Source organism: Mariluticola halotolerans, assembly GCF_021611515.1.
Taxonomy (GTDB): domain Bacteria; phylum Pseudomonadota; class Alphaproteobacteria; order Rhizobiales; family Devosiaceae; genus Mariluticola; species Mariluticola halotolerans.
Genome location: NZ_CP090960.1, coordinates 1,700,153 through 1,722,226, shown reverse-complemented (window position 1 = coordinate 1,722,226; position 22,074 = coordinate 1,700,153). Strand labels below are relative to the sequence as shown.

The following is a 22,074-nucleotide window of genomic DNA, read 5'->3' as shown; positions in this document are numbered from 1 at the left end:
AAGTTTTGCAAGGATGAGTAACATGCCCGATCTCAAGCTGCTGGCACTGGATAGCGAGGACCTTGAGGTCATCTCGACCTATGTTCAGGACGCGGTTGTGCGCGTCGAGGATATGGCGTTTGCCAAGGCCGACAAGCGTTTCGCCCTGATGATGAACCGCTTTGCCTGGGAAGAGGGCAGTGATCGCACCAAGGGTCAGCGCAAGCGCACGGCCCTCCATTTCGATTATGTCGAGGACAGCAAGGTCGCCGGCATCGACATGAATGCCCGCGAAGGCGTTCTCGAACTGCTCTCCATCACCTTCACACCCGGCGACATGCCCAATGGCGAAGTGGTTTTGTCTTTCGCAGGTGGTGGTACTGTGAAGCTGAATGTGGAATGTCTTGAAGCGCGCATGCGCGATCTGGGTGCCGCATGGGCGGCCAAGGCGCGTCCGGCGCACGAACTCGAAGACGAAAAGAACTAGATACATGCCCATCCGCCTCGATAGCTCCGAACCCGGTTTCGACGCCGCCTTTGACGCCCTGCTGGGCACCAAGCGCGAGGTCTCTGTCGAGGTGGGGGATACCGTTTCGGCCATTATCGCCGATGTGCGGGCCCGGGGCGATGCCGCCCTGATCGAGCTGACGGCAAAGCATGACGGGCTGACCCTGACCGCGGATACAATCCGGTTCACCGATGCGGAAATCGAGGCGGCGGCCAAAGCAACCGCGCCGGAAGTTTATGCAGCGCTTGAGACAGCCCATGCCCGCATCACGGCCCATCACGAAAAGCAAAAGCCAGAAGATCACATTTATGAGGATGCGCTCGGCGTGACCCTTGGCACCCGCTGGACGGCGGTTGAGGCCGTGGGCATCTATGTGCCCGGCGGTCTGGCTTCCTACCCCTCCTCGGTGCTTATGAACGCCGTACCGGCCAAGGTCGCCGGTGCCGAGCGGATCGCCATGGTCGTGCCCACCCCAAAGGGTGAGGTCAATCCAGCCGTGCTGGCCGCCGCAAAGATTGCCGGGGTCACCGAGATTTACCGGGTTGGCGGGGCCCAGGCTGTTGCAGCGCTTGCCTTTGGCACCGAAACAATTGCCCCGGTCGCCAAAATCACAGGGCCGGGTAATGCCTATGTCGCAGCCGCCAAACGGCAGGTTTTCGGCACGGTCGGCATCGATATGATCGCCGGCCCCTCCGAGGTGCTGGTGATTGCCGATAGTTCTGCCAACCCGGCCTGGGTTGCTGCCGATCTTTTGGCTCAGGCCGAACATGGCGCAGGCGCGCAATCCATTGCCATGACCACCGATGCGGCGCTGGCCGACGCCATCGAAGCTGAGGTCGAGCGCCAGCTGGCCAGCTTGCCGCGCGCTGAGTTGACCCGCGAAGGCTGGAACGAGTTCGGCGCGATCATTATTGTGGAATCGCTCGATCAGGCCTTCGCCCTGTCCAATCGCATGGCCCCCGAACATCTCGAACTGGCGCTTGATGAACCGCGTCAATATATCGAAAAAGTCCGCAATGCCGGGGCCATTTTCCTTGGCCACCACACGCCCGAAGCGATTGGCGATTATGTCGGCGGTTCCAACCACGTCCTGCCCACCGCCCGCGCCGCCCGCTATGCCTCTGGCCTTGGGGTGCTCGATTTCGTCAAGCGCACCTCAATTCTGGGATGCGGGCCCTCGGCTCTGGCCGAACTCGCCGATGCCACCGTCACGCTGGCGGAGACAGAAGACCTGTCTGCCCACGGGCGTTCGGTGTCGATTCGGCTCAACCGGTAGGTCGCGTTAATGGGGGCGCGGCCGTTCGATAGTGAAACCGACCACATCGTCACGGTCACGCTCGACCCCTCGACAATTACCTCGATCGATCCCGATGAAGTGCATGAATGGCGGGTCGCCATTTATGATCTGATCGAGGAAAACACATTCTACCCCGCCCGCGTCGCCGCCAGAGGGCCTTATGCGCTGCATTTGTCCATTGTCGGCAATTACATCCTGCTCGATGTGCGCGATCCGGAAAGCTTCAAGCCGATTGCCGCGCATTATTTGTCGCTGACCCCGTTTCGCGGCCTGATCCGCGATTATTTCCGCATCCGCGACAGCTATTACGAGGCGATTAAAAGCGCGCAGCCCTATCAGATCGAGGCCGTGGACATGGGCCGGCGCGGCATGCATGACGAGGCTGCCGAACTGCTGCGCACAAGGCTCAAGAACAAGCTCGAGATGGATCACGCCACCGCCCGGCGGCTGTTCACCCTGATTTGTGCGGTTCAGCCCTATGCCGCCCGCATTGACGAAGCTGAAAGCGGCCTGCCCACCATTCTGTTCGTTTGCTCGATGAATTCGGTCCGCTCGCCAATCGCTGCGGCTTTGGCCCGGCGCGATTTCCCCGGCCGGTTGATCGCCCGCTCCGCCGGTGTCGATTCGGGCAAGGCCGATGGTTTCGTGCATGAAATCATGGAAGAAATCGGCATCGACATGTCGGTGCACACCCCCCACACCATGGATGAGCTGGTGGCCACCCGTTTCGATCTGGTTGTCACCCTGTCAGATGACGCAAAACAGGCCGTGGCCGGGCGTAATCTCGAGGTTGCGGCCATCGAACACTGGCCCATGGATGACCCAACCCTCGTTGAGGGTAGCCGTCAGGTTAAACTTGATGCATACCGAGCCTTGCGGGAAGCGCTCGACAAGCGCATAAGGGACCGGATTGCGGCACTTCTCGCAGGTGGTTCACAAATCAGCTAAATTCCTATAGGTTTCGCGCCAATTTGGCCCTGCTGGTCAATTTCGTGCGAAAAACTGGGTTTTCCGCGCGGGATGAGTGTCACGGCGGTTGGCTGCTTCAGGAGAAATAATGGCTAAAGAAGAAGTGCTCGAGTTTCCGGGCGTCATCATGGAATTGCTGCCCAACGCAACATTCCGCGTCAAACTCGAGAATGAACACGAGATTATCGCCCACACTGCTGGCCGGATGCGCAAGAATCGCATTCGCGTTCTGGCAGGTGACAAGGTTCTGGTCGAAATGACCCCCTATGATCTGACCAAGGGGCGCATCACCTATCGCTTCAAGTAAGCGTAAGCTGTTGCGTTCTTGTTGAACAAACGCACATCCCCGCCCGGAGTTTGAAATGGCCAGCCGCCCGGAACTGATCCTTGCGTCATCGTCACCACGCCGGCTTGCCCTGCTCAACCAGATTGGTATTGAGCCGGAACGCTTGCTGCCGGCTGACATAGACGAGACGCCGGAAAAGGGTGAATTGCCGCGCAAGCTGGCCATGCGTCTGGCCGAGACCAAGGCCATCGCTGCACGGCGCAAGGCCGAACTGGCGGGCTTTGCCGATAACGCTGTGGTGCTCGCCGCCGATACGGTCGTCTCCGTGGGGCGGCGCATTCTGCCCAAGGCCGAAACCATGGAAGAAGCCTCGCAGTGCTTGCGCTTGCTCTCCGGGCGTGCGCATCGGGTTTATACCGGCCTTTGCCTTTTGAACACCTCGGGCCAGTCCCGGCTGCGGCTGGTGGAAACCCGGCTGCGTTTCAAGCGCTTGTCCCCGCGCGAGATCGAATCCTATCTCGCCAGTGCCGAATGGCGCGGCAAGGCGGGCGGTTATGCCATTCAGGGCATTGCGGGCTGTTTTGTCGTCAAGCTTTCCGGCTCCTATCACGCCGTCATGGGCCTGCCGCTATATGACACCGTGGCGCTTTTGTCGGGAGAGGGTTACCCGGTGCATTTCAACTGGTTGAACCAGGCGAGTCTCTCCGGTGTCTGACGATAACAAGATTGTCCATCTGCGCCCGGTGCGCCCGTGCCCGATCTGCGACCAGCCCTCGGTGCAGTCCTTCCATCCGTTCTGCTCGGGCCGCTGTGCCGATATCGACCTCAACCGCTGGCTGACCGGCGCCTATGTCATCCCGGCGCGGGATGATGAAGAGGAAGATGGCGATGACGGCTATGAGGACGTGGAATAGAACACGCGTCGCCAAGCAAAAAGGCGGACACAATGTGCCCGCCTGATCAGCATTTCATGCAAGGGTACAAACGCCCTAAGGCATCAGCTGCCCGCCATTGACGTCAATGATCTGCCCGGTGATATAGCCGCTCATCTGGTCGCTGGCCAAAAACACATAGGCCCCCACACATTCCTCAGCCGTGCCCAGCCGCCCCAGCGGAATGCTGGCCTTCGCGCCGTCCAGTGTCGCCTTCGGGGTGCTGGCGTGGAACGGGGTTTCGATAACCCCTGGCGCCACCGTGTTGACGCGGATATTGTCAGGCGCAAATTCCCGCGCCGCATTGCGGCTGATCGAATGCACCGCCGCCTTGGCTGAGGCATAAACCACCGAGCCGCCAAAACCACCAAACCGCCCGGCAATCGAGCCGGTATTGATGATCGAGCCGCCACCGGCCTGTTTCAGATGCGGATGGGCGGCCTTGGTGACATTCATCACCGAGCGCACATTGAGATCATAGACCTGATCATAAATACCGTCATCGAACCCGGCATTGGTCACCCGCTCAACAATGCCACCGGCATTATTGACCAGAATATCAAGCCCGCCGAGCCCCGCGACCGCGACCGCGTCCGCAACAATCTGCGCTGCAGCCTTTGGGTCACTGACATCACCGCTGACCAGCACGGCCTTGCCGCCATTATCCTTGATTTCCGTCACAATCCGCTCCGCAGCCTCAAGGGAGCGGTTGCCATGCACAGCCACCGCAACCCCCAGCCGGCCAAGTTCCAGCGCCAGCGCCGCGCCGATCCCTGTGGACGAGCCGGTAACCAATGCGCGCTTGCCTTTGAGATCATCAAGCATTTTGTATCCTCATAAGTAACATGTTAGCTTCATTGTCGCGCAAGCACAGCTTGGCGGCAAGGTGTGATACGGTGTTTTTCTGCGTCATCGCGTAACGGTTCAAATTCCCCGCAGGAAAGTGCGCCAAGGTGCTGGACATGGCGCAAATGACGCCCTATAAACCGCGAGCATTTAAGCGCCCCTCGGGCACAAAAATGCGCCCAGGTAGCTCAGTCGGTAGAGCAGCGGATTGAAAATCCGCGTGTCGGTGGTTCGATTCCGCCCCTGGGCACCACTTCCTCTTTCAGACATTCACCTATAGACGACAACGCCGCCACAGGCCTTCTGGTTGCGTCAGCTTCTGCCAGGCCGTGCCCGAATGCGGGCAGGGGGCACAGTTGGCGCGCGTCGAGACTTGATCAGTCCGCAGCCTTCTGGCCTTTAAAGGCCGCGCCGCGCTCATACCAGTCCTTGGTATTATTGACGATCCACACCACCGAAAGCATCACCGGCACTTCCACCAGCACCCCCACAACGGTTGCCAGTGCCGCGCCGGAATTGAAGCCGAAAAGGCTGATGGCTGCCGCGACCGCCAGTTCGAAAAAATTCGAAGCCCCGATCAGCGCCGAAGGCCCGGCAACGCAATGCTGCTCGCCCGTCATCCGGTTGAGAATATAGGCAAGGCCGGAGTTGAAATAGACCTGGATCAGGATCGGCACCGCCAAAAGCCCGATCACCATGGGTTGCGCAATGATCTGCTCGCCCTGAAAACCGAACAGCATCACCAGCGTCACCAAAAGCGCAATCATTGAAACCGGCTGCAACACGCCAAGCGCCTTGTTCATCGCCGCCACGCCGCCCCGCGCCAGCAGATAACGCCGCAAAACCTGCGCGGCAATCACCGGCACGATAATATAGAGCCCAACCGACAAAACCAGCGTCGCCCAGGGCACCGTGATGGCGGAAAGCCCAAGCAACAGCGCCACAATAGGGGCGAAGGCCACAATCATGATCGCATCGTTCAGCGCGACCTGGGACAGGGTGAAATGCGGCTCGCCCCTGGTCAGGTTCGACCAGACAAACACCATGGCTGTGCAGGGGGCCGCCGCAAGAATAATGAGGCCCGCAATATAGGAATCGATCTGTGTCTCGGGCAGCAAGGGCCGGAACAGCATGCCGATGAACAGCCAGCCCAAAAGCGCCATTGAGAACGGTTTGACGGCCCAGTTGATGAAAAGCGTCACCCCGATGCCGCGCCAGTGGCCGGTCACATGCCGCAGGCTGGCAAAGTCGATCCGCACCAGCATGGGAATGATCATCAGCCAGATCAGCGCCGCCATCGGAATATTGACATTCGCATATTCCAGCCCGCCAAGACCTTGAAATACCCCGGGCACGAAATGGCCAAGCGCCACCCCCGCCGCGATGCAAAGTGCAACCCAGATTGTCAGATAGCGTTCAAATACGGACATTTTTTATAAAGCTCTATCATCAAGCGTTTCAGCGCCCGCCGCGCCGGTGCAGCACGGGGTAAGTTCGGCAATCAGCGGCGCGCATAATTCGGCATTGCCGCCGCAGCAATCCTTGAGCAGAAACAGGGTCAGGTCACGAAACGCCCCAAGCCGGGCGCGATAAAGGATCGACCGGCTCTGCCGCTCCCCCTCAATCAGCCCAACGCGCGACAGGCTTGCCAGATGCGCCGACATTGTGTTTTGCGGCACATGCAGCATCCGGGCGAGTTCGCCAGCGGGCACCCCCTCCGGCTCGTGTTTCACCAGCAAGCGAAAAGTCTCCAGCCGTGTCGGTTGGGCGAGCGCAGCCAGCATCGCAATGGCTTTATCAGTTTCCATAAATCCAGAATAATAGATATATTGAAATTTGCAACCGGCATTCTGCGTGTCAGGCCCGCAATGCAAACCGGCGCAGAAGTGCGCCACCAGGCCCGCATCACCCCGTCCGGCGGCCATGTTCAGTAATTGCCGCCCAACAGGGTGACAATTGGCGATTTCCGACATAATGCTTAAACGATTGTATTGACGAAAGCATTTGGCGGCAGGGATGAATATTCGGCGATTGGTCGGGGTGTTGAACCCGGTTCTGAAGTTTTTCAATGTGCAGGTGCCCCCCGTCGTCGATTTCGGTGGCACGGTGCTCATCGGCGGTCTGGCCCTGTTCGTTGCGCCCGATCTGATCGGCTATTTCCGCCAGCCCCATGATCTGAGCGAAAGCTTCTCCATCCAGAGCGACCCCAATACCGGCACCTGGATTCTCAACAAGACCAAAACCGAAAACGGCGGTCTGATCGAAAGCCATTTCTGCCCCGGCGGCGCCGGCCCGATGGCGATTGTCTCCTCAAGCCGGTTCGTGGAAGTGGAAGAGGCGCAGCGCCTCTCGTTCAGCCCCGAGCAGCAGGCGAGCGACGACGCCATCATTGTCCTGCACATATACGGGCCGGATCGGGCGGTAAGCGTTTTCGAGCGCTGGGACCTGGCGCGGGGGCAGCGGCTCGACCGCGCCACAATCGAGGGCGCAGAATCTACCTGCATTGAGGCACGAGAGGAGTTTTACTAAGCCATGTTGAGACGCACCTTTTTGGCCACCGCCGCCGCATCTTTTGCCACCCCGTCCCTGTCGTTCGATCAGTGCACCATCTTCAAGGGCGATCATATGGCCGGCCTTGCCAACGGTTTTGGCTTTGCCGTCGGCCCGCAGGATCGGGATAAGGATGTGGTCGCCATGGTTGCGCCCTGGTGCGGCTATTGCCGCATCCTCATGCAGGATGCGATTGCCGGTGTCCTGCCCTTCAATGTCAAGTTTGTGCCCACCCAGGCCAATGGCGCGCTTGATCGCACGCGCGTTGCCGAAGTGCTGTTCGCGCCTGGGCCGGACAAGCCGGAAATCTTTCATGATCGCACCGCGTCCCCAAAGCCCAGCATGGATGCCCGCCGCACCACCTTTATCAACAATGTGCAGGATATCACCCTCGACATCATGAAGGGCTGGCGCAGCCAGTTTCAGGATGGCCCGATGAATGGCACCCCGGTCATGATCTACCCCTATGATGACGGCAACTGGATTTTCACCGGTTATGAGCGCAACCACGTGCTCAAATACGCCGATGAGCTTGTGCCCTATGCGCTGCCCGGCAGCTTTTCCACCCGCGAAACGCTGGATCTGGCGCTGTCTGACGAACCGTTTGAGGGCACGGTAATGGCGCGCGATGCAAATGCCGCTTTGCGCATCCTGCCGCGGGCGGGGGCCCTGCCCTTCACCTGCGTGGAAAAGGGCGTTGGCTTTGAGGTCGATTACGTCATCAATAACGCCGATGAGCGCTGGTTTGTACTTGAGGCGGGCGAAACGCGGCTTTTCGCCAGCGAAAGCGAGTTCGAGCTAGTATAAAGGCCAATCATCTGCATTTTTATATTTAAAATTACGAATATTAAGCTTTTTGCATGCCTTATTCCACGCGGCCATTGCGGCCGTTATTAGTGAGAGAGGGCAAAAATGGCCTTACGAATTGCGTTATCGGTATTTGCGGTATTGTTGTTGCTGCCAGGCACCGCACTGGCGGATGACTGGACCGCCGAAAGGCTTAGGGGCCGGGTATTTCAGTTAGTGCAGGGCGAATGGCAGGTTCTGCAGCGTGGCGACATCGTCCCGGATGACCGGGTACTGCGCACCACGCGCGGCGGCCGCGTCAAGCTGAGCCGGGGGCGCGAAACCATCGAACTGGGCGGCGACACCCAGATACAGATCGTCGATCGGACCGGTCGCAAGTTCACCAATGTCACCCAGTATTTCGGCCAGGTCGAAATCGAGGCTGAGGTGCAAAATGTCGAGCATTTTGCCGTTCGGACCCCCTTTATGGCGGCGGTGGTCAAAGGCACCAAATTCATTGTCCGGTCGGACAGAACCACCAGCAAGCTGGACGTTCTGCGCGGCCGTGTAGCGGTAAAAAGCGAGCGCACCCGCTCAACCACCCTTGTTTCCGAAGGGCAGTCGGTCAGCGCCGCGGCAGATGCTGAACTCGTTGTGGCCGGCAAGGGCGAATTGCCCATGATTGTCACCGCCAATGGCGTGGCGCACCGCCCCGCTGATCTGGCGGCCAAGGCCATGGCCGGCAACGCAAAAATGCTGGCCAGGGAGGCCCGGCGGCTCGCCGATATCGCCGCCAGGGCGGTGGGTAAGGAAAAAAAGGCCGCCGAAAAGGCAGCCAAAGCCGCGATGAAAAAAGCCCGGGACGCGGAAAAGCAGGCCGCCCAGGCCAGCCAGGAGCAGGCTAAAGAAACCCGAAAGACCGACAGCAAGACCCAGGACACCGCAAAGAGCGTAGAAAAAGCGGCTGACAAATCCGGACAAGCCATCGAACAGGCAGCCGGGAATGCTGGAATGGAAGCCGGCAAATCTGCTGAAAAGGCGGAGGAGGCCCAGGAAAAAGCAACAAAGGAAGTCGAACAGGCGGTCGACAAGGGCGAAAAGGCAGCCGGAAAATCCGGCAAGTAGCATACCGCCCTGACCCGGCTTTGTCCGGGTCAGGCGCTTTTTGCCCGGGTCCTAGCGGAAAACCACCGTCTTGTGCCCGTTCAGCATCACCCGGGCTTCCAGGTGCGCTTTCACCGCGCTGGCCAGCACACGGCTTTCAATATCACGCCCCTGCGCCACAAAATCCTCGGCAGTCATCGCATGGGTCACCCGCGCTGTGTCCTGCTCGATAATCGGGCCTTCATCCAGATCAGGCGTCACATAATGCGCCGTCGCCCCGATAATCTTCACCCCGCGCTCATGCGCCTGATGATAGGGCTTGGCCCCTTTGAAGGATGGCAGAAACGAGTGATGAATATTGATCACCTTGCCGAACAGCAGGTTCGACATATTGTCCGATAGCACCTGCATATAGCGCGCCAGCACCACCAGGTCGGCGCCGCTTGTGCGCGCCAGCTCGATGATCATGGCTTCCTGTTCGGCCTTGGTGTCCTTGGTCACCGGCCAGTAGTGATAGGGGATGCCTTCATATTCGGCGGTCTTGCGGCTGTCCTCGTGATTGGAGACAATCCCCACAACCTCGGCATGCAGCCAGCCCGCGCGGATCTGGTACAGCAAATGCAGCATGGCATGGTCGAATTTTGAAACAAGGATCAGCATTTTCGGCTTCTGTGCCTGATCGACGATGCGTGTGCGCATGTCAAACCGGTCGCTTACCGGCTTCAATGCCTTTTCCAGCGCCGCGCTTGTCATCTCCTCAGGGGTGGTAAAGGCGATGCGCATGAAAAAATGATTGGTCTGTTTGTCCCAGAACTGGTTGCTCTCGGCAATATTGGCACCCAGCGCCGCCAGCTCGGTCGTCACCGCAGCCACAATGCCGGGCCGGTCCGCACACGACAGGGTCAGAACAAAAGTGTGTGTGGCCATAAAACGCTCCCGAAGAAAATCATGCGGCCTTATAGCAGGCACAAAGTGTGCAGGCCGTTTACAACGCTGTTGGAGATAGGCCGTGCAACGCCCATCGTCAACGTACAAGCCTGCTGACAAGCATATTGCCAATGATGTAATCTCTCAAAAAACATCACACTCACCTTGCATGAGTGACAGATGCAATGAGGGGGAGAAGGGCATGGCGCGGCGTCCAACAATTGCCGATCTGGCGGTCGAGGCGGGGGTGAGTGTGGCCACGGTGGACCGGGTACTCAACGGGCGGCATCGCGTGCGCGAGGAAACCGCACGCCGGGTTTACGAGGCGGCCAATGCCATCGGCTATCACGCCACCAGTCTCATTCGTCAGCGCCTGCAAAAAGACCTGCCCGAATACCGTCTCGGCTTCGTGCTGCAAAAGCCCAGCCAGTTCTTTTACCAGTCCTTCGCAAGAGAGATCGAGGCGGCGGTCAACGAGGCCCCCGGCATCCGGGGGTCGGCGCTCATCGACTATGCACCCTCCCAGACCCCCACAGATACGGTAGCCAAGCTTTATGAAGTGGCAGCCCGCTGCCAGGCAGTCGCCATGGCCGGCCCCGATCATCCAACCCTCACGGCTGCCATTCAGGATTTGCGCGAGCGCAATATTCCCGTCTTCTCGGTCTTTTCCGATTTTGCCTCTGGCGTGCGCGAGGGATATGTCGGCACCAATAACCGCATGGTGGGGCGCACGGCGGCCTGGCTCATTGCCAAAACAGCCAAACGCCCGGGCAAGGTCGCCGTCTTTGTCGGCAGTCACCGTTTTCACGGGCACGAAATGCGCGAGATTGGTTTTCGCGCCTATTTTCGCGAACATGCGCCGCAATTTCAGGTGCTCGATACGCTCGTTAATCTCGAGACGCGCCAGATCACCCATGAAGCCACGATCGACTTGTTGCAGCGGCACCCCGATCTGTCGGGGCTCTATATTGCCGGCGGCGGCATGGAAGGGGCAATCGCGGCGCTGCGGGAAGAAGGCAAGGCGGGCAAGATTATTGCCGTGGTCAATGAAAAAACCCCGGAATCGACTGCCGGGCTGGTGGAAGAGGTGCTCACGGCCGTCATTTCGACCCCACTCCAGCCCCTGTCACGCGATCTGGTGGCCCGCATGGTGCGCAGCATTGAAACCGGTGCCGCCGATGCCCCCGGACAAACCTTCATCCCCTTCGAGATATGCATTTCCGAGAATGTTTAGCGGCAGCGGCGCGGCCTGCTGATAGAAAACCCTCACAAGGCCAGAATTTCATTTCACGGATGAGGGCTTTCATTGCATTCACTTGTTGACCAGCGCCACCAAAATCGATGTGGTTGGCAAGGTTACGGCGAGGGCTGAATGAGACGGCAACACCCGCCTAATCCTTTAATCGCCGGCATAAAGACCGGCCCTGGAGAAGAGATGGCGTTCGCGTCAGCTTTTCTCTGGTCCTCCCTGACCCAAACTCGGGACCGCCAAAATGGGCGGTCCCTTTTTCGAAAGGTAATTCCATGAGCGTTCGTTTCGGCCTTTTGGGCGCAGGTCGCATCGGCAAGGTCCACGCCAAAGCCATTGGCGGCAATCCGGACGCAACCCTGGTCGCTGTCGCCGACGCAGTTGCCGCCGCCGCCGGCGATATCGCCAAAACCTATGATTGCGCCATGCGCACGATTGAAGAGATTGAAACCGCCAGCGACATCGATGCGGTCGTCATTTGCACGCCCACCGACACCCATGCAGACCTGATCGAGCGTTTTGCCCGCGCCGGCAAGGCCGTCTTTTGCGAAAAGCCCATCGATCTCGATGTGGCGCGGGTCAGGGCCTGCATGCAGGTGGTCAACGAAACCGGGGGCACATTGATGGTAGGGTTCAATCGCCGCTTCGATCCCCATTTCATGGCCGTGCGCAGCGCCATTGACGCGGGCCGGGTGGGAGATGTCGAGATGGTGCAGATCACCTCGCGTGATCCCGGTGCGCCGCCGGTGGATTATATCAAGCGCTCCGGCGGCATTTTCCGCGACATGACCATTCATGATTTCGATATGGCCCGCTACCTGCTTGGCGAGGAGCCGGTCACCGTCGCCGCCACCGCCTCCGTTCTCGTGGACCCGGCCATCGGCGAGGCGGGCGACTATGACAGCGCCACGGTCACCCTCACCACGGCCTCGGGCCGCCATTGCCTCATTTCCAATTCCCGCCGTGCCACCTATGGCTATGATCAGCGCATCGAGGTGCACGGCTCAAAGGGCATGGTTGCCGCCGAAAACCAGCGCGAGGTCGATATCGAGATCGCCAATGCCGACGGCTTCACCCGGCCGCCGCTGCTCGATTTCTTCATGACCCGCTACACAGTAGCCTATGCCAACGAAATCGCCGCCTTCATCGCCAATATCAAGGCGGGGACAAAAGCGTCCCCAAGCGGTGCCGATGGGCTCGCAGCGCTCATTCTCGCAGACGCGGCCCTTCAGTCCATTGCCGAGGGGCGCACCATTCGTCTCGACTGATGGGTTTGGTATTTCCACCTAAGCAAAAAGGCGCCCCCGGGCGCCTTTTCTCAATGCTTACAAAGGGCAAATCTTCACTGTCAATCAGGCTTTGATAAGCCATTCATGTTCCGGCGCATTGTGGAACTTCCAAATTCTGACAGGCCCCGCCATCACGTTGAGATAATAGCTGTCATAACCATGACAGGTGGCCACCGGATGATAGCCTTTGGGCACCTTCACCACGTCGCCATTCTCAAATGCCATCGCCTCGTCCAGCGACCGGTCATCGGTGTAAACGCGTTGAAAACCAAAGCCTTGCGGCGGGTTGAGCCGGTGGTAATAGGTCTCTTCCAGATAGCTTTCCTGCGGCAGGTCATCCTGGTCATGCTTGTGCGGCGGATAGGAGGATGTATTGCCCGCCGGGGTGATAACTTCCACCACCAGCAACGAATCCGCCGGTTCGGTCTCCGGCAGGATATTGGTCACATGCCGCACATTAGACCCTTTCCCCCGCACCTCCTGCCCCACATTTTCCGGCCCGATCACCCGCACCGGATGCGATCCCGGCTTGCCCGGCGCAGAGCACACAGCAAGCTCACAATCTGTATCGGCCTTCACATGCCAGTCCGTGCCCGCCGGGATATAGACAGAGTGCGGTTTGCCCTCGAAGGGTGACATGCGTTCACCCAGCAATCCCAAGGGCTTACCGCCTGCAGTGACGTGGCCCTTGCCGGTCACAAAAACGAGGCAGATTTCCTTGTCATCGCTCAAACCCGAAGCGGTATCGCCCGGCACCATCCGGTGCAGATCGAACCCCACATAGCCCCATCCCGCATTCTCAGGCGTGACATGGTGGATACGGCCGTGGTCGCCGAGGGGTTTGTTCAGGAGCTTTGACATGGCGTTTATTCCTTGGGCTGGTCTTCAGACACATCCGGCGCACCATCTGTCTTTGCAGCAGCCGCCGGTTCCGGATCGAAATTGAGGATCAATGACCACACGGAATAAGCCAGTGCCGCTGAGGTCAAAATGCCCCAGAAGCTGTCACCGTTCCACCATTCCAGGCCTGTCCAGACGACAATAATGCCAACAAGAACAAGGCGGCGCCACAGCGGGCGGAAAAAGGTGCGGTCAGCTTCTCTCATGTGGGTCCTGGGCTATAAAAGCCCACCTTCCTTTAGAAATCGGGTCAGATTGTCATAGCCAAGTTTGGCATAGAATGCCGGTTCGGCTTTGTCCGGATCCTGTTCAGCCTCAACCACAACCCAGCCATCATAGCCGGGCAGGGCCTTGAATACCGACACAAAATCGATAAAGCCGTCGCCGGGGACAGTATAGACACCTGCGAGCACGGAATCGAGGAAAGACCAATCCTCTTGCTGGCTTTGCCACATCACATCCTCACGGATGTCCTTGCAGTGCACATGGGCGATCCGGTCCTTGTAATGGCGGGCCACCCGCGCAGGATTGCCCCCACCCCAGCTGATATGGCCGGTATCCAGCAACAGGTTGAATGCAGGGCCTGTGACGGCCATCAAGCGGTCAATCTCGGCTTCTGACTGAACGACTGTGCCCATGTGGTGGTGATAGGCAAGCTGCAACCCGTATTCAGCCATCAACCTCTCAGCGAACGCAGTCAGCCGCGCACCGAACTGCTCCCAACGTGATTTTTCCAGCACGGGGCGGGCAGAAAGCGGTGTGTCCTTCTGCCCCTGAATGGTGTTGGAGGTCTCACAAACGATGATCACCTTGCAGTCCATGGCCCTCAGCAATGTCGCATGGGCGGCAACGGCCTGCATTTCAGCGTCCACATCCCGTTCCAGCAATTCGCAGGAATACCAGCCCGAGACGAGCACATGGCCATGCGCATCCAGTATCGGGCGCAGCTGATCGGCCACGCGGGGAAATTTGTTACCCAGCTCCATGCCGACAAACCCGGCAGTTCTGGCCTCCCCAAGGCATTGCTTAAGCGGAATATGCCCACCCACTTCCAGCATGTCATCGTTGGACCAGCCGATGGGATTGGTGCCGATGCGGATCATTTTGTTACTCCACCGATATGTCGGGATCAGCCGATACGTTGATTTTTGAGATTGGCTTCGTAAGCCTTACGGGCTTCCTGAACTTCGCGGCGCGGACTGACCTCAGGCACCGCCACGTCCCACCAGTGGCCACCGGCCTCTGTGGTGATTAGCGGATCGGTGTCGATCTGGATCAGCGTTGTGCGATCATTGCTTTTGCTGGCGCTGATGGCGGTCTCAAGTTCGGCAATTGAACCCACTTTGACCGCGATTGCGCCCATGGCTTCCGCATGTTTGCAAAAGTCGATTTCCGGCACCACCTCCTGTTGTGCGTCTTCAAGCAGATTGTTGAAATTGGCCCCGCCTGTGCCCATTTGCAGCCGGTTGATGCAGCCATAGCCACGGTTGTCGAGCATGATGATTGTCAGTTTGGCACCGAGCATAACCGATGTGGCCAATTCGGCATTGAGCATCATGTAGGAGCCGTCACCGACCATGACGACGACCTCCTCATCAGGTTTCGCCAGCTTGACGCCAAGCCCGCCTGCGATCTCATAACCCATGCAGGAAAAGCCATATTCCAGATGATAGGAGCCGGGCGCACCTGCCTGCCAGAGTTTGTGCAGTTCTCCGGGCAAACCACCTGCAGCGCAGACCACTGTCGCCCCGCTGCCGAAAGTGCGTTGTACCGCGCCAATAACCTGCGCATCCGAGGGCAGGGCGGCGTTGGTCGCCGCCGTGGCGGCTTCTGCTGCCTTTTGCCATTCTGCCTTGCCAGATTTGGCCTTATCGACCCAGCCGTCGGGCGATTGCCAGTCATCCAGCAACGCGCCAATTTCGTCCAACCCGGTCAACGCATCGCCAATGACGGGTTGCGCATTATGCTTGCCCGCATCGAACGCCTGGGTGTTGAGCCCAACAATTCTCATCGCGTCGTTTTTGAAAAGAGCCCAGGAGCCGGTCGTAAAATCCTGCAAGCGGGTGCCCACCGCAAAAACCACATCGGCCTGTTCGGCGAGTTGGTTGGAGGCACTGGTGCCGGTCACGCCAACCGATCCCATATTGAGCGGATGCGTATCGGGCAAAACGGATTTGCCAGCCTGTGTTTCCAATACAGGAACGCCGTGTTTTTCTGCGAAAGCGGCAAGCGCTTCTGAGGCGCCAGAATAAAGCGCGCCACCCCCGGCAATGATCACCGGCTTCTGGCTGGATTTCAGAATATCAGCGGCCGCCGAAATTTCTGCAGCATCCGCGCGTGGTCGCCGGAAGGTCCATATCTTTTCGTCGAAAAAGCTCACGGGATAATCAAACGCTTCCGCCTGTACGTCCTGACAAAGGCCCAGTGTCACCGGGCCGCATTCTGCCGGGTCGGTCAGCACCTGCATGGCGCGCTTTAACGCCGGCATGATCTGTTCAGGCCGCGCAATGCGATCGAAATAGCGCGAGACGGACCGAAAGGCATCATTGGCTGAAACAGTGCCGTCGCCAAAATCTTCGACCTGCTGCAACACCGGGTCGGGAAGCCGGTTGGCAAACACATCGCCCGGCAGCAGCAACAGCGGCAGACGGTTGACATGGGCGACGCCAGCTGCGGTGATCATATTCAGCGCGCCGGGGCCGATCGAGCTGGTGCAGGCCATCATCCGGCGCCGAAAATTGGCCTTGGCATAAGCAATTGCCGCATGGGCCATGCCCTGCTCGTTATGGGCCCGCAATGTCGGCAGTTCATCGCGCACCTGATAAAGTGCCTCGCCCATACCCGCGACATTGCCATGTCCGAAAATACCCCAGACACCGCCGAAAATGGGCAGCTTCTCGCCCTCGATAACCGTCATCTGTCTGGTGAGGAACCGCGCCACGGCCTGCGCCATCGTCAACCGGATTGTGTCGGACATATCTGCCTCCCTTTCAGCGCATCCAGTTGCTGGATGCTGCTTGTCATTCTGCCTCAATCGGCTTTTGCTGGTTCTTCAGTTCAAGCCATGCATCGGTCAGCGCTGCAAACCGCTGTGCCATGTCGGCAATCGCCTCTTCATCGCTGATATTGCCACCCAACCATGCGCGCGCCGCATCAGCAAAAATCGTGCGGCCAACGGCAAATCCCTTGACGGAACCGACGCTTTGCGCGGCCTTGAATGCGGCGAGCAATTCGCCTGCCGGCGCTTCCAGCCCCAGCATCACAATACCCCGGCACCAGGGGTCGTTTCGCGCGATGACCTCATCAATGTTCTGCCATGCCGTGGTGGATTTTTGCGGCTCGAGCTTCCACCAGTCAGGTTTGATGCCGAGATCATACAGTTCCTGCAAAGCCCTGCTGATTGTGGTGTCGTCCAAGGTGCCATTCTTGCCCGCAATGATCTCGACCAGAAGTTCCCGGCCAACCTTTCGGGCAGCGTCGTAAAGCGTGCGCAGTTTCTGCTGCTGTTCAAGCTTTAGTGCCTCCGGATCGTCCGGGTGATAAAAGCACAGGCATTTAAGGCAATGATCAAGCGGCCATTCGACAATCCGTCCGCCAACATCCTGAGTGAACTCAAAGCGCAACGGCCGTGAACCGGGATGCTCAAGCGGCTTGCCAATCCAGAAGCCGGGTTGTTTGGCGGCCAGAAACAGGGCGTCGCGCCCGTGCTTGTCGTCAAGCAACATGCCAAAACCGGGGCGGCCTTTGGCCACCCGTTGTGCGGCTTCCACCGTCAGCAGCTTGAAAGCGCCAATCTTTTCATGCGCCACACCCAGTTCGTCGGCCACCGCCTCCAGCTGGATCCGGTGGTCACATGCAAGCGCCATCAGTGTGGGATAATCCTGCCGCCGGGTCGTCGCCCAATGGATATGGTTGATCGCCTCATCCATGCGCAGCGCTTTGTGCGCACTGCCATGGGTCAGAAAATATTGCAGTTCTTCGAAAGTCGGGATTTCGGGGGAGCAGAGCAGGCGCGACACTGCAAATGCCCCGCAGGCATTGGCCCATGTCGCAGCGGTCGCATGCGGCTCATCACGCAACCAGCCCCGCAGGAACCCGGACATGAAACTGTCCCCGGCACCCAGCGTATTATAGACCTCAATCGGGAAACCCTCGCCCAGAATGCCGTCTTCGAGGTCGTCGCTGATCGCGCCCTCATAAACAATGCACCCCATCGGCCCGCGTTTGAGGACGATCAGGGCGTTTGCGGCATGGGCGCGAATGGTTTTGAGCGCCGCCAGCAGGTCGCTTTCACCAGCGGCAATCAGCACTTCCTCTTCAGTGCCCACGATCAGATCGCAATCAGGCAGAACGGTTTTGTATTTCGCCGAAACCGCATCGGAAGCGATATACCGGTTCTCGCCTGCCGCGTGTCCGGCAAGACCCCAGAGATTGGGGCGGTAGTCGATATCGAAAATCACCTTGGCACCATTGGCCTTGGCAATGCGAATGGCCTTGCGCTGCGCCGCCTCGGTCTCGGGTTTGGAAAAATGAGTGCCCGAAACCAGAACCGACCGCGCCGATTCGATGAAATCCGGGTCAATATCATCTTCGGTCAACGCCATGTCGGCGCAGTTCTCGCGATAGAAGATGGTGGGGAAAGATTTGTCGTCTTCGACACCCAACAGCACCAGGGCTGTCAGCCGTGTCGGGTCGGTGGCGATCCCGCGTGCGTCAACACCCTCACGCGCCACCTGTTCCCGGATAAAGCGCCCCATTTGTTCGTCACCAACCTTGGTGATAACGGCAGATTTCAACCCCAGCCGTGCGGTGCCGACAGCGATATTGGTGGGGCATCCCCCAACAGACTTGGCGAAGCTGCCCACATCCTCAAGCTTGTTGCCAATCTGCTGGCCATAAAGGTCGACCGAAGACCGGCCAATCGTAATGACGTCCAGAACGGAATGTGTGACGCTATTGCTCATTAAGTCCTCCCGTCAGGGGCGCGATGCCGCGCCAGCCTGTGTGTTCTGCAGACGCTTGATTTCGTTCGTCTGATCCGGAGGTTACCGAGATGGCGTCTCGTGCTGCAAGTCAATCGTAAGCCCTCATTCTCTATCATTTTTGCAAGAAATCGGGCTTGCATTGCTGCAAGATTTGCGAGGAAGTCACCCAGAGTGACGGTGGGTATCTCCCGTCCAGTCATCTTCGCTGATATGGAAGGTGAGGGCACATTGTCCGCCCCGCGAGGCGGCTTTATGCGGGGGAGGAAATATGACGAAAACCATTGGTGTGGGGCTGATTGGCACCGGCTATATGGGCAAGTGCCATGCACTTGCCTGGAATGCAGTTAAGCCGGTCTTTGGCATTGAGGTGACACCAAGGCTGGCGGTGCTGGCAGAGGTTGATGCAAATCTTGCAAAAAGCCGCGCGGCTGCACTGGGGTTTGCAAAGGCCACAGCCGATTGGCGTACCCTGATTGCTGATCCTGCAGTTGAGGTCGTATCGATAACCACCCCCAACCAGTTTCATGCCGAAATGGCAATCGCAGCGCTGGAGGCCGGCAAGCACGTCTGGTGTGAGAAGCCGATGGCAACCACGCTGGACGATGCGGCACGAATGAAAGCGGCCGCGGCCAAAAGCGGCCGCGTGGCGATGCTGGGCTATAATTATATTCAGAACCCCGCCATTCGGCACATCGCCCGGTTGCTGGACGAGGGAGCGATTGGTCAGATCAGCCATATCCGTGCCGAGATGGACGAAGACTACATGGCAGATCTGGATGCGCCTTTCTATTGGAAGAGCGCGGCCAGTTCCGGCTATGGCGCGCTCGATGATTTCGGCGTGCACCCACTGTCGCTCATTCAGACACTTGTGGGAGACCTCTCCCGTGTCATGGCACACCAGGCCAAACCTTTTGCTGATCGACCGGCCCGCGATGGGGGACGACAGCCGGTTGAGAACTGGGACATTGCATCCGTATTGTTCGAAACCCGAACCGGGGTGTCCGGTGTGATGGCGCTCAATCGCGCGGCTTGGGGCCGCAAGGGGCGGATCGTTTTGCAAATATTCGGGTCCAGAGGATCCATTCTCTACGATCAGGAGCGCATGAACGAATTCCAGCTTTACCAGGCCAGCGACCGGCCCGGCGAGCAGGGCTATCGGACGATTTTGACCGCGCCACAACATCCGCCCTACGACCAGTTTATTCCCGCGCCTGGGCATGGATTGGGGTTCAATGAGCTGAAAATTATCGAATGCCGGCAATTGCTGCATCTGATTGCCGGTGAGTCAGCTGTGGCTGTGGATTTTGATGCTGGTTTTGAAATTGAGCGCACGGTCCACGCCATGGCACAATCCGACCGTGAAGCGCGTTGGGTCGATCTGGAATAAACAGCGCGTTCATCCACTTGCCAAGCGTCAGGGCGTGGGTGAATATTGACGCATGGAAAATGCGTCGCGAAATGATGAGCTTGCCGCCGAAGTCGCGGAAATTGTGTCGGCCTTTGAAAAGGCGGAAGGGCCGCTATTGCCAATCCTAAATGCGGTGCAGGAAAGGTTCGGCTACGTCCCACCCGATGCTATTCCCCAGATTGCGCACTTGCTGAACCTGACCCGGGCCGAAGTGTTTGGCGTCGTGAGCTTTTATCACGACTATCGTGATCACTCTGCCGGGCAGCATAGGCTGAAACTCTGCCGCGCCGAGGCCTGCCAATCCATGGGCGGGGAGGCGCTGGGCGCGCGGGTCAAACAATTGCTGGGTGTCGATTTTGGCGACACCACGGCGGATGGCGCGATAACGCTGGAGCCGGTCTATTGCCTGGGGCTTTGCGCCACCGCCCCGGCGCTCATGCTCGATGGCAAGCTGCATGGTCGGGTGACGGATAAAAAGGTTGAAACCTTGCTGGCCGGGTGCCGTACATGACGACTATAATCTATATCCCCGGTGACTCCGGCGCGCGAGCAGTGGGGGCGGACGAGGTCGCCACAGCTATTGCCGCCGAGCTTGCCCAGCGCGGCATTGAAGCAAAAATTGTCCGCAATGGGTCGCGCGGGCTTTATTGGCTGGAGCCGCTGGTGGAGATCGAAACGGCTGCGGGCCGCCGTGCCTTTGGTCCGGTAACGGATGCGGATGTGGCGGGGTTGTTCGCGGCCAGATGGCTTGAGAGTGACACCCACGAGCTGGCGCTGGGCGCGGTTGAGGAACTGCCGTTTTTCAAGCAACAGACCCGGCTGACTTTTGCCCGTTGTGGCCTGACCGATCCGCTGTCGCTGGATGATTATCGCACCCATGATGGCTTGAAGGGGCTGGAGCGGGCGCTGGCGCTGACACCTGAACAAATCGTGCAACTGGTAACCGATTCCGGCCTGCGCGGGCGCGGCGGGGCCGGGTTCCCGACCGGGATCAAGTGGAACACGGTGCTGCAAACTGAAGCGGCGCAGAAATATATCGTTTGCAATGCCGATGAGGGCGATAGCGGCACGTTTGCCGACCGGATGATCATGGAAGGCGATCCCTTTGTCGTGATCGAGGGGATGGTGATCGCCGGCATCGCGACCGGGGCGACCAAAGGCTATGTCTATTTGCGCTCGGAATATCCCGATGCGATTGCGGTGATGAACCGGGCCGTATCGATAGCGCGCGGCGCAAATATTCTCGGGAGTTCGGTGCTCGGCTCAGCCCATGCCTTTGACATGGAAATCCGTGTTGGTGCCGGGGCCTATGTCTGCGGCGAGGAAACCGCCTTGCTCGAATCGCTCGAGGGCAAGCGCGGGCAGGTGCGGATCAAACCGCCATTGCCCGCCTATGAGGGCCTGTTCGGCAAGCCGACGGTGATCAATAATGTGATCTCGCTGGCCTCTGTCCCGGTTATTCTCGACAAGGGCGCGACCTATTATCGTGATTTTGGCATGGGCCGTTCGCGCGGCACCATCCCGATCCAGATCGCGGGCAATGTCAAACATGGGGGCCTGTTCGAGGCCGGTTTCGGCATGACGCTGGGCGAAATTGTCGATGACATCGGTGGCGGCACCGCCACGGGCCGCCCGATACGCGCCGTGCAGGTCGGGGGGCCTCTCGGGGCCTATTTCCCGCGCGAGCTGTTTGATACCCCGTTTGATTATGAGGCGTTCGCTGCAAATGACGGGTTGATCGGTCATGCCGGCATTGTGGTTTTTGACGATAGCGTCGACATGCGGCATCAGGCGCGTTTCGCCATGGAATTCTGTGCCATCGAAAGTTGCGGCAAATGTACACCCTGCCGCATTGGCTCAACCCGTGGGGTTGAGGTAATCGACAAGATCGATGCTGATCCTGAAGCCCAGATCACGATCCTGACCGATTTATGTAACACAATGAAATTCGGCTCGCTCTGCGCCTTGGGAGGGTTCACGCCCTATCCGGTGATCAGCGCGCTCACCCATTTCCCCGAGGACTTTGCGCCCCGAAGCCAGCAAGCCGCGGAATAGGAGG

The 22,074-nt window shown here is 59.0% G+C and carries 23 protein-coding genes, 1 tRNA gene and 1 pseudogene; 16 read left to right on the top strand and 9 right to left on the bottom strand.

Annotation, left to right across the window (positions count from 1 at the left end; all coding sequences use genetic code 11):
* Nucleotides 1-22 precede the first annotated feature (22 nt).
* From L1P08_RS08220 to yacG, 7 genes and pseudogenes are all read left to right on the top strand, one after another.
* Complete coding sequence (locus L1P08_RS08220) at nt 23-466, top strand: DUF2948 family protein (protein WP_303616548.1); 444 nt, start codon at nt 23-25, stop codon at nt 464-466.
* A gap of 4 nt (nt 467-470) precedes the next feature.
* Complete coding sequence (gene hisD, locus L1P08_RS08215) at nt 471-1,763, top strand: histidinol dehydrogenase (protein WP_303616547.1); 1,293 nt, start codon at nt 471-473, stop codon at nt 1,761-1,763.
* A 9-nt stretch (nt 1,764-1,772) separates the two neighbouring features.
* Nucleotides 1,773-2,246 (top strand): annotated as a pseudogene (locus L1P08_RS08210) (UPF0262 family protein); the annotation flags it as partial.
* A gap of 75 nt (nt 2,247-2,321) precedes the next feature.
* A complete protein-coding gene (locus tag L1P08_RS08205; protein ID WP_303619520.1) occupies nt 2,322-2,732 on the top strand; it encodes an arsenate reductase/protein-tyrosine-phosphatase family protein in 411 nt (136 codons plus the stop codon).
* A 109-nt stretch (nt 2,733-2,841) separates the two neighbouring features.
* Nucleotides 2,842-3,060: a translation initiation factor IF-1 gene (gene infA / locus L1P08_RS08200; RefSeq protein ID WP_303616546.1), complete on the top strand. Its 219-nt coding sequence runs from the start codon at nt 2,842-2,844 to the stop codon at nt 3,058-3,060.
* A 55-nt stretch (nt 3,061-3,115) separates the two neighbouring features.
* Nucleotides 3,116-3,754: a Maf-like protein gene (locus L1P08_RS08195; protein WP_303616545.1), complete on the top strand. Its 639-nt coding sequence runs from the start codon at nt 3,116-3,118 to the stop codon at nt 3,752-3,754.
* Nucleotides 3,747-3,953 (top strand): DNA gyrase inhibitor YacG, encoded by a 207-nt coding sequence (gene yacG / locus L1P08_RS08190; protein WP_303616544.1) that lies wholly within the window; start codon nt 3,747-3,749, stop codon nt 3,951-3,953. The genes L1P08_RS08195 and yacG overlap by 8 nt, the downstream gene beginning before the upstream one ends.
* Nucleotides 3,954-4,028: 75 nt before the next feature.
* On the opposite strand, the gene L1P08_RS08185 is transcribed toward yacG, so the two are convergent.
* Entirely contained in the window at nt 4,029-4,796 is a 768-nt protein-coding gene (locus L1P08_RS08185) for an SDR family NAD(P)-dependent oxidoreductase (RefSeq protein ID WP_303616543.1), read from the bottom strand.
* Nucleotides 4,797-4,994: 198 nt separating this feature from the next.
* On the opposite strand from L1P08_RS08185, the gene L1P08_RS08180 reads away from it, so the two are divergent.
* Nucleotides 4,995-5,070: transfer RNA gene (locus tag L1P08_RS08180), tRNA-Phe, on the top strand.
* Between the two features lie 124 nt (nt 5,071-5,194).
* Here the strand turns inward: L1P08_RS08180 and arsB are convergent.
* Together arsB and L1P08_RS08170 are read right to left on the bottom strand one after the other, a co-directional pair.
* A complete protein-coding gene (arsB, locus tag L1P08_RS08175; RefSeq protein ID WP_303616542.1) occupies nt 5,195-6,247 on the bottom strand; it encodes an ACR3 family arsenite efflux transporter in 1,053 nt (350 codons plus the stop codon).
* Between the two features lie 3 nt (nt 6,248-6,250).
* Complete coding sequence (locus tag L1P08_RS08170) at nt 6,251-6,625, bottom strand: ArsR/SmtB family transcription factor (RefSeq protein WP_303616541.1); 375 nt, start codon at nt 6,623-6,625, stop codon at nt 6,251-6,253.
* A gap of 208 nt (nt 6,626-6,833) precedes the next feature.
* Between L1P08_RS08170 and L1P08_RS08165 the strand changes: the two genes are divergently transcribed.
* The 3 genes from L1P08_RS08165 (at nt 6,834) to L1P08_RS08155 (ending at nt 9,278) form a co-directional block, all read left to right on the top strand.
* Complete coding sequence (locus L1P08_RS08165) at nt 6,834-7,346, top strand: hypothetical protein (protein WP_303616540.1); 513 nt, start codon at nt 6,834-6,836, stop codon at nt 7,344-7,346.
* A gap of 3 nt (nt 7,347-7,349) precedes the next feature.
* Nucleotides 7,350-8,174, top strand: a complete 825-nt coding sequence (locus L1P08_RS08160; protein ID WP_303616539.1) for a hypothetical protein — start codon at nt 7,350-7,352, stop codon at nt 8,172-8,174.
* 105 nt (nt 8,175-8,279) lie between these two features.
* Nucleotides 8,280-9,278 (top strand): FecR domain-containing protein, encoded by a 999-nt coding sequence (locus L1P08_RS08155; protein ID WP_303616538.1) that lies wholly within the window; start codon nt 8,280-8,282, stop codon nt 9,276-9,278.
* A gap of 51 nt (nt 9,279-9,329) precedes the next feature.
* Here the strand turns inward: L1P08_RS08155 and purU are convergent, their stop codons facing one another.
* A complete protein-coding gene (gene purU, locus L1P08_RS08150; protein WP_303616537.1) occupies nt 9,330-10,184 on the bottom strand; it encodes a formyltetrahydrofolate deformylase in 855 nt (284 codons plus the stop codon).
* 202 nt (nt 10,185-10,386) lie between these two features.
* Here purU and L1P08_RS08145 point away from each other — a divergent pair, with 202 nt between their 5' ends.
* Together L1P08_RS08145 and iolG are read left to right on the top strand one after the other, a co-directional pair.
* Nucleotides 10,387-11,418 carry a LacI family DNA-binding transcriptional regulator gene (locus L1P08_RS08145; protein ID WP_303616536.1) on the top strand — a complete coding sequence of 344 codons (1,032 nt, stop codon included), beginning with the start codon at nt 10,387-10,389 and terminating at the stop codon, nt 11,416-11,418.
* 290 nt (nt 11,419-11,708) lie between these two features.
* A complete protein-coding gene (gene iolG / locus L1P08_RS08140) occupies nt 11,709-12,701 on the top strand; it encodes an inositol 2-dehydrogenase (protein WP_303616535.1) in 993 nt (330 codons plus the stop codon).
* An 84-nt stretch (nt 12,702-12,785) separates the two neighbouring features.
* Here iolG and iolB read toward each other — a convergent pair whose 3' ends face one another.
* The 5 genes from iolB to L1P08_RS08115 are packed head-to-tail and all read right to left on the bottom strand — an operon-like array spanning nt 12,786 to nt 18,586.
* On the bottom strand, nt 12,786-13,583 hold the full coding sequence (iolB, locus tag L1P08_RS08135) for a 5-deoxy-glucuronate isomerase (protein ID WP_303616534.1): 798 nt from the start codon (nt 13,581-13,583) through the stop codon (nt 12,786-12,788).
* Between the two features lie 5 nt (nt 13,584-13,588).
* Entirely contained in the window at nt 13,589-13,828 is a 240-nt protein-coding gene (locus L1P08_RS08130; protein ID WP_303616533.1) for a hypothetical protein, read from the bottom strand.
* Nucleotides 13,829-13,840: 12 nt separating this feature from the next.
* On the bottom strand, nt 13,841-14,725 hold the full coding sequence (gene iolE, locus L1P08_RS08125; protein WP_303616532.1) for a myo-inosose-2 dehydratase: 885 nt from the start codon (nt 14,723-14,725) through the stop codon (nt 13,841-13,843).
* A gap of 26 nt (nt 14,726-14,751) precedes the next feature.
* Complete coding sequence (iolD, locus tag L1P08_RS08120) at nt 14,752-16,599, bottom strand: 3D-(3,5/4)-trihydroxycyclohexane-1,2-dione acylhydrolase (decyclizing) (protein ID WP_303616531.1); 1,848 nt, start codon at nt 16,597-16,599, stop codon at nt 14,752-14,754.
* Nucleotides 16,600-16,642: 43 nt separating this feature from the next.
* Nucleotides 16,643-18,586, bottom strand: a complete 1,944-nt coding sequence (locus L1P08_RS08115) for a bifunctional 5-dehydro-2-deoxygluconokinase/5-dehydro-2-deoxyphosphogluconate aldolase (protein WP_303616530.1) — start codon at nt 18,584-18,586, stop codon at nt 16,643-16,645.
* A gap of 289 nt (nt 18,587-18,875) precedes the next feature.
* On the opposite strand from L1P08_RS08115, the gene L1P08_RS08110 reads away from it, so the two are divergent.
* The 3 genes from L1P08_RS08110 to L1P08_RS08100 are packed head-to-tail and all read left to right on the top strand — an operon-like array spanning nt 18,876 to nt 22,070.
* The gene (locus L1P08_RS08110) at nt 18,876-19,994 is read left to right on the top strand and encodes a Gfo/Idh/MocA family protein (protein ID WP_303616529.1); all 1,119 of its coding nucleotides are present in this window, start codon (nt 18,876-18,878) and stop codon (nt 19,992-19,994) included.
* 52 nt (nt 19,995-20,046) lie between these two features.
* On the top strand, nt 20,047-20,526 hold the full coding sequence (locus L1P08_RS08105; RefSeq protein ID WP_303616528.1) for a formate dehydrogenase subunit gamma: 480 nt from the start codon (nt 20,047-20,049) through the stop codon (nt 20,524-20,526).
* Nucleotides 20,523-22,070 carry a formate dehydrogenase beta subunit gene (locus L1P08_RS08100; protein ID WP_303616527.1) on the top strand — a complete coding sequence of 516 codons (1,548 nt, stop codon included), beginning with the start codon at nt 20,523-20,525 and terminating at the stop codon, nt 22,068-22,070. The genes L1P08_RS08105 and L1P08_RS08100 overlap by 4 nt, the downstream gene beginning before the upstream one ends.
* The last annotated feature ends 4 nt before the right edge of the window (nt 22,071-22,074 follow it).

What these genes read in the sequence shown, in the direction of transcription:
- infA (WP_303616546.1), top strand. Translation starts at nt 2,842, where the DNA reads ATGGCTAAAGAAGAAGTGCTCGAGTTTCCGGGCGTCATCATGGAATTG.
- iolD (WP_303616531.1), bottom strand. Translation starts at nt 16,599, where the DNA reads ATGTCCGACACAATCCGGTTGACGATGGCGCAGGCCGTGGCGCGGTTC.
- L1P08_RS08165 (WP_303616540.1), top strand. Translation starts at nt 6,834, where the DNA reads ATGAATATTCGGCGATTGGTCGGGGTGTTGAACCCGGTTCTGAAGTTT.
- L1P08_RS08115 (WP_303616530.1), bottom strand. Translation starts at nt 18,586, where the DNA reads ATGAGCAATAGCGTCACACATTCCGTTCTGGACGTCATTACGATTGGC.
- L1P08_RS08185 (WP_303616543.1), bottom strand. Translation starts at nt 4,796, where the DNA reads ATGCTTGATGATCTCAAAGGCAAGCGCGCATTGGTTACCGGCTCGTCC.
- L1P08_RS08160 (WP_303616539.1), top strand. Translation starts at nt 7,350, where the DNA reads ATGTTGAGACGCACCTTTTTGGCCACCGCCGCCGCATCTTTTGCCACC.
- L1P08_RS08205 (WP_303619520.1), top strand. Translation starts at nt 2,322, where the DNA reads ATGAATTCGGTCCGCTCGCCAATCGCTGCGGCTTTGGCCCGGCGCGAT.
- L1P08_RS08145 (WP_303616536.1), top strand. Translation starts at nt 10,387, where the DNA reads ATGGCGCGGCGTCCAACAATTGCCGATCTGGCGGTCGAGGCGGGGGTG.
- purU (WP_303616537.1), bottom strand. Translation starts at nt 10,184, where the DNA reads ATGGCCACACACACTTTTGTTCTGACCCTGTCGTGTGCGGACCGGCCC.
- hisD (WP_303616547.1), top strand. Translation starts at nt 471, where the DNA reads ATGCCCATCCGCCTCGATAGCTCCGAACCCGGTTTCGACGCCGCCTTT.
- L1P08_RS08100 (WP_303616527.1), top strand. Translation starts at nt 20,523, where the DNA reads ATGACGACTATAATCTATATCCCCGGTGACTCCGGCGCGCGAGCAGTG.
- L1P08_RS08195 (WP_303616545.1), top strand. Translation starts at nt 3,116, where the DNA reads ATGGCCAGCCGCCCGGAACTGATCCTTGCGTCATCGTCACCACGCCGG.
- L1P08_RS08170 (WP_303616541.1), bottom strand. Translation starts at nt 6,625, where the DNA reads ATGGAAACTGATAAAGCCATTGCGATGCTGGCTGCGCTCGCCCAACCG.
- L1P08_RS08220 (WP_303616548.1), top strand. Translation starts at nt 23, where the DNA reads ATGCCCGATCTCAAGCTGCTGGCACTGGATAGCGAGGACCTTGAGGTC.
- L1P08_RS08130 (WP_303616533.1), bottom strand. Translation starts at nt 13,828, where the DNA reads ATGAGAGAAGCTGACCGCACCTTTTTCCGCCCGCTGTGGCGCCGCCTT.
- L1P08_RS08110 (WP_303616529.1), top strand. Translation starts at nt 18,876, where the DNA reads ATGACGAAAACCATTGGTGTGGGGCTGATTGGCACCGGCTATATGGGC.
- L1P08_RS08155 (WP_303616538.1), top strand. Translation starts at nt 8,280, where the DNA reads ATGGCCTTACGAATTGCGTTATCGGTATTTGCGGTATTGTTGTTGCTG.
- arsB (WP_303616542.1), bottom strand. Translation starts at nt 6,247, where the DNA reads ATGTCCGTATTTGAACGCTATCTGACAATCTGGGTTGCACTTTGCATC.
- iolG (WP_303616535.1), top strand. Translation starts at nt 11,709, where the DNA reads ATGAGCGTTCGTTTCGGCCTTTTGGGCGCAGGTCGCATCGGCAAGGTC.
- iolB (WP_303616534.1), bottom strand. Translation starts at nt 13,583, where the DNA reads ATGTCAAAGCTCCTGAACAAACCCCTCGGCGACCACGGCCGTATCCAC.
- iolE (WP_303616532.1), bottom strand. Translation starts at nt 14,725, where the DNA reads ATGATCCGCATCGGCACCAATCCCATCGGCTGGTCCAACGATGACATG.
- L1P08_RS08105 (WP_303616528.1), top strand. Translation starts at nt 20,047, where the DNA reads ATGGAAAATGCGTCGCGAAATGATGAGCTTGCCGCCGAAGTCGCGGAA.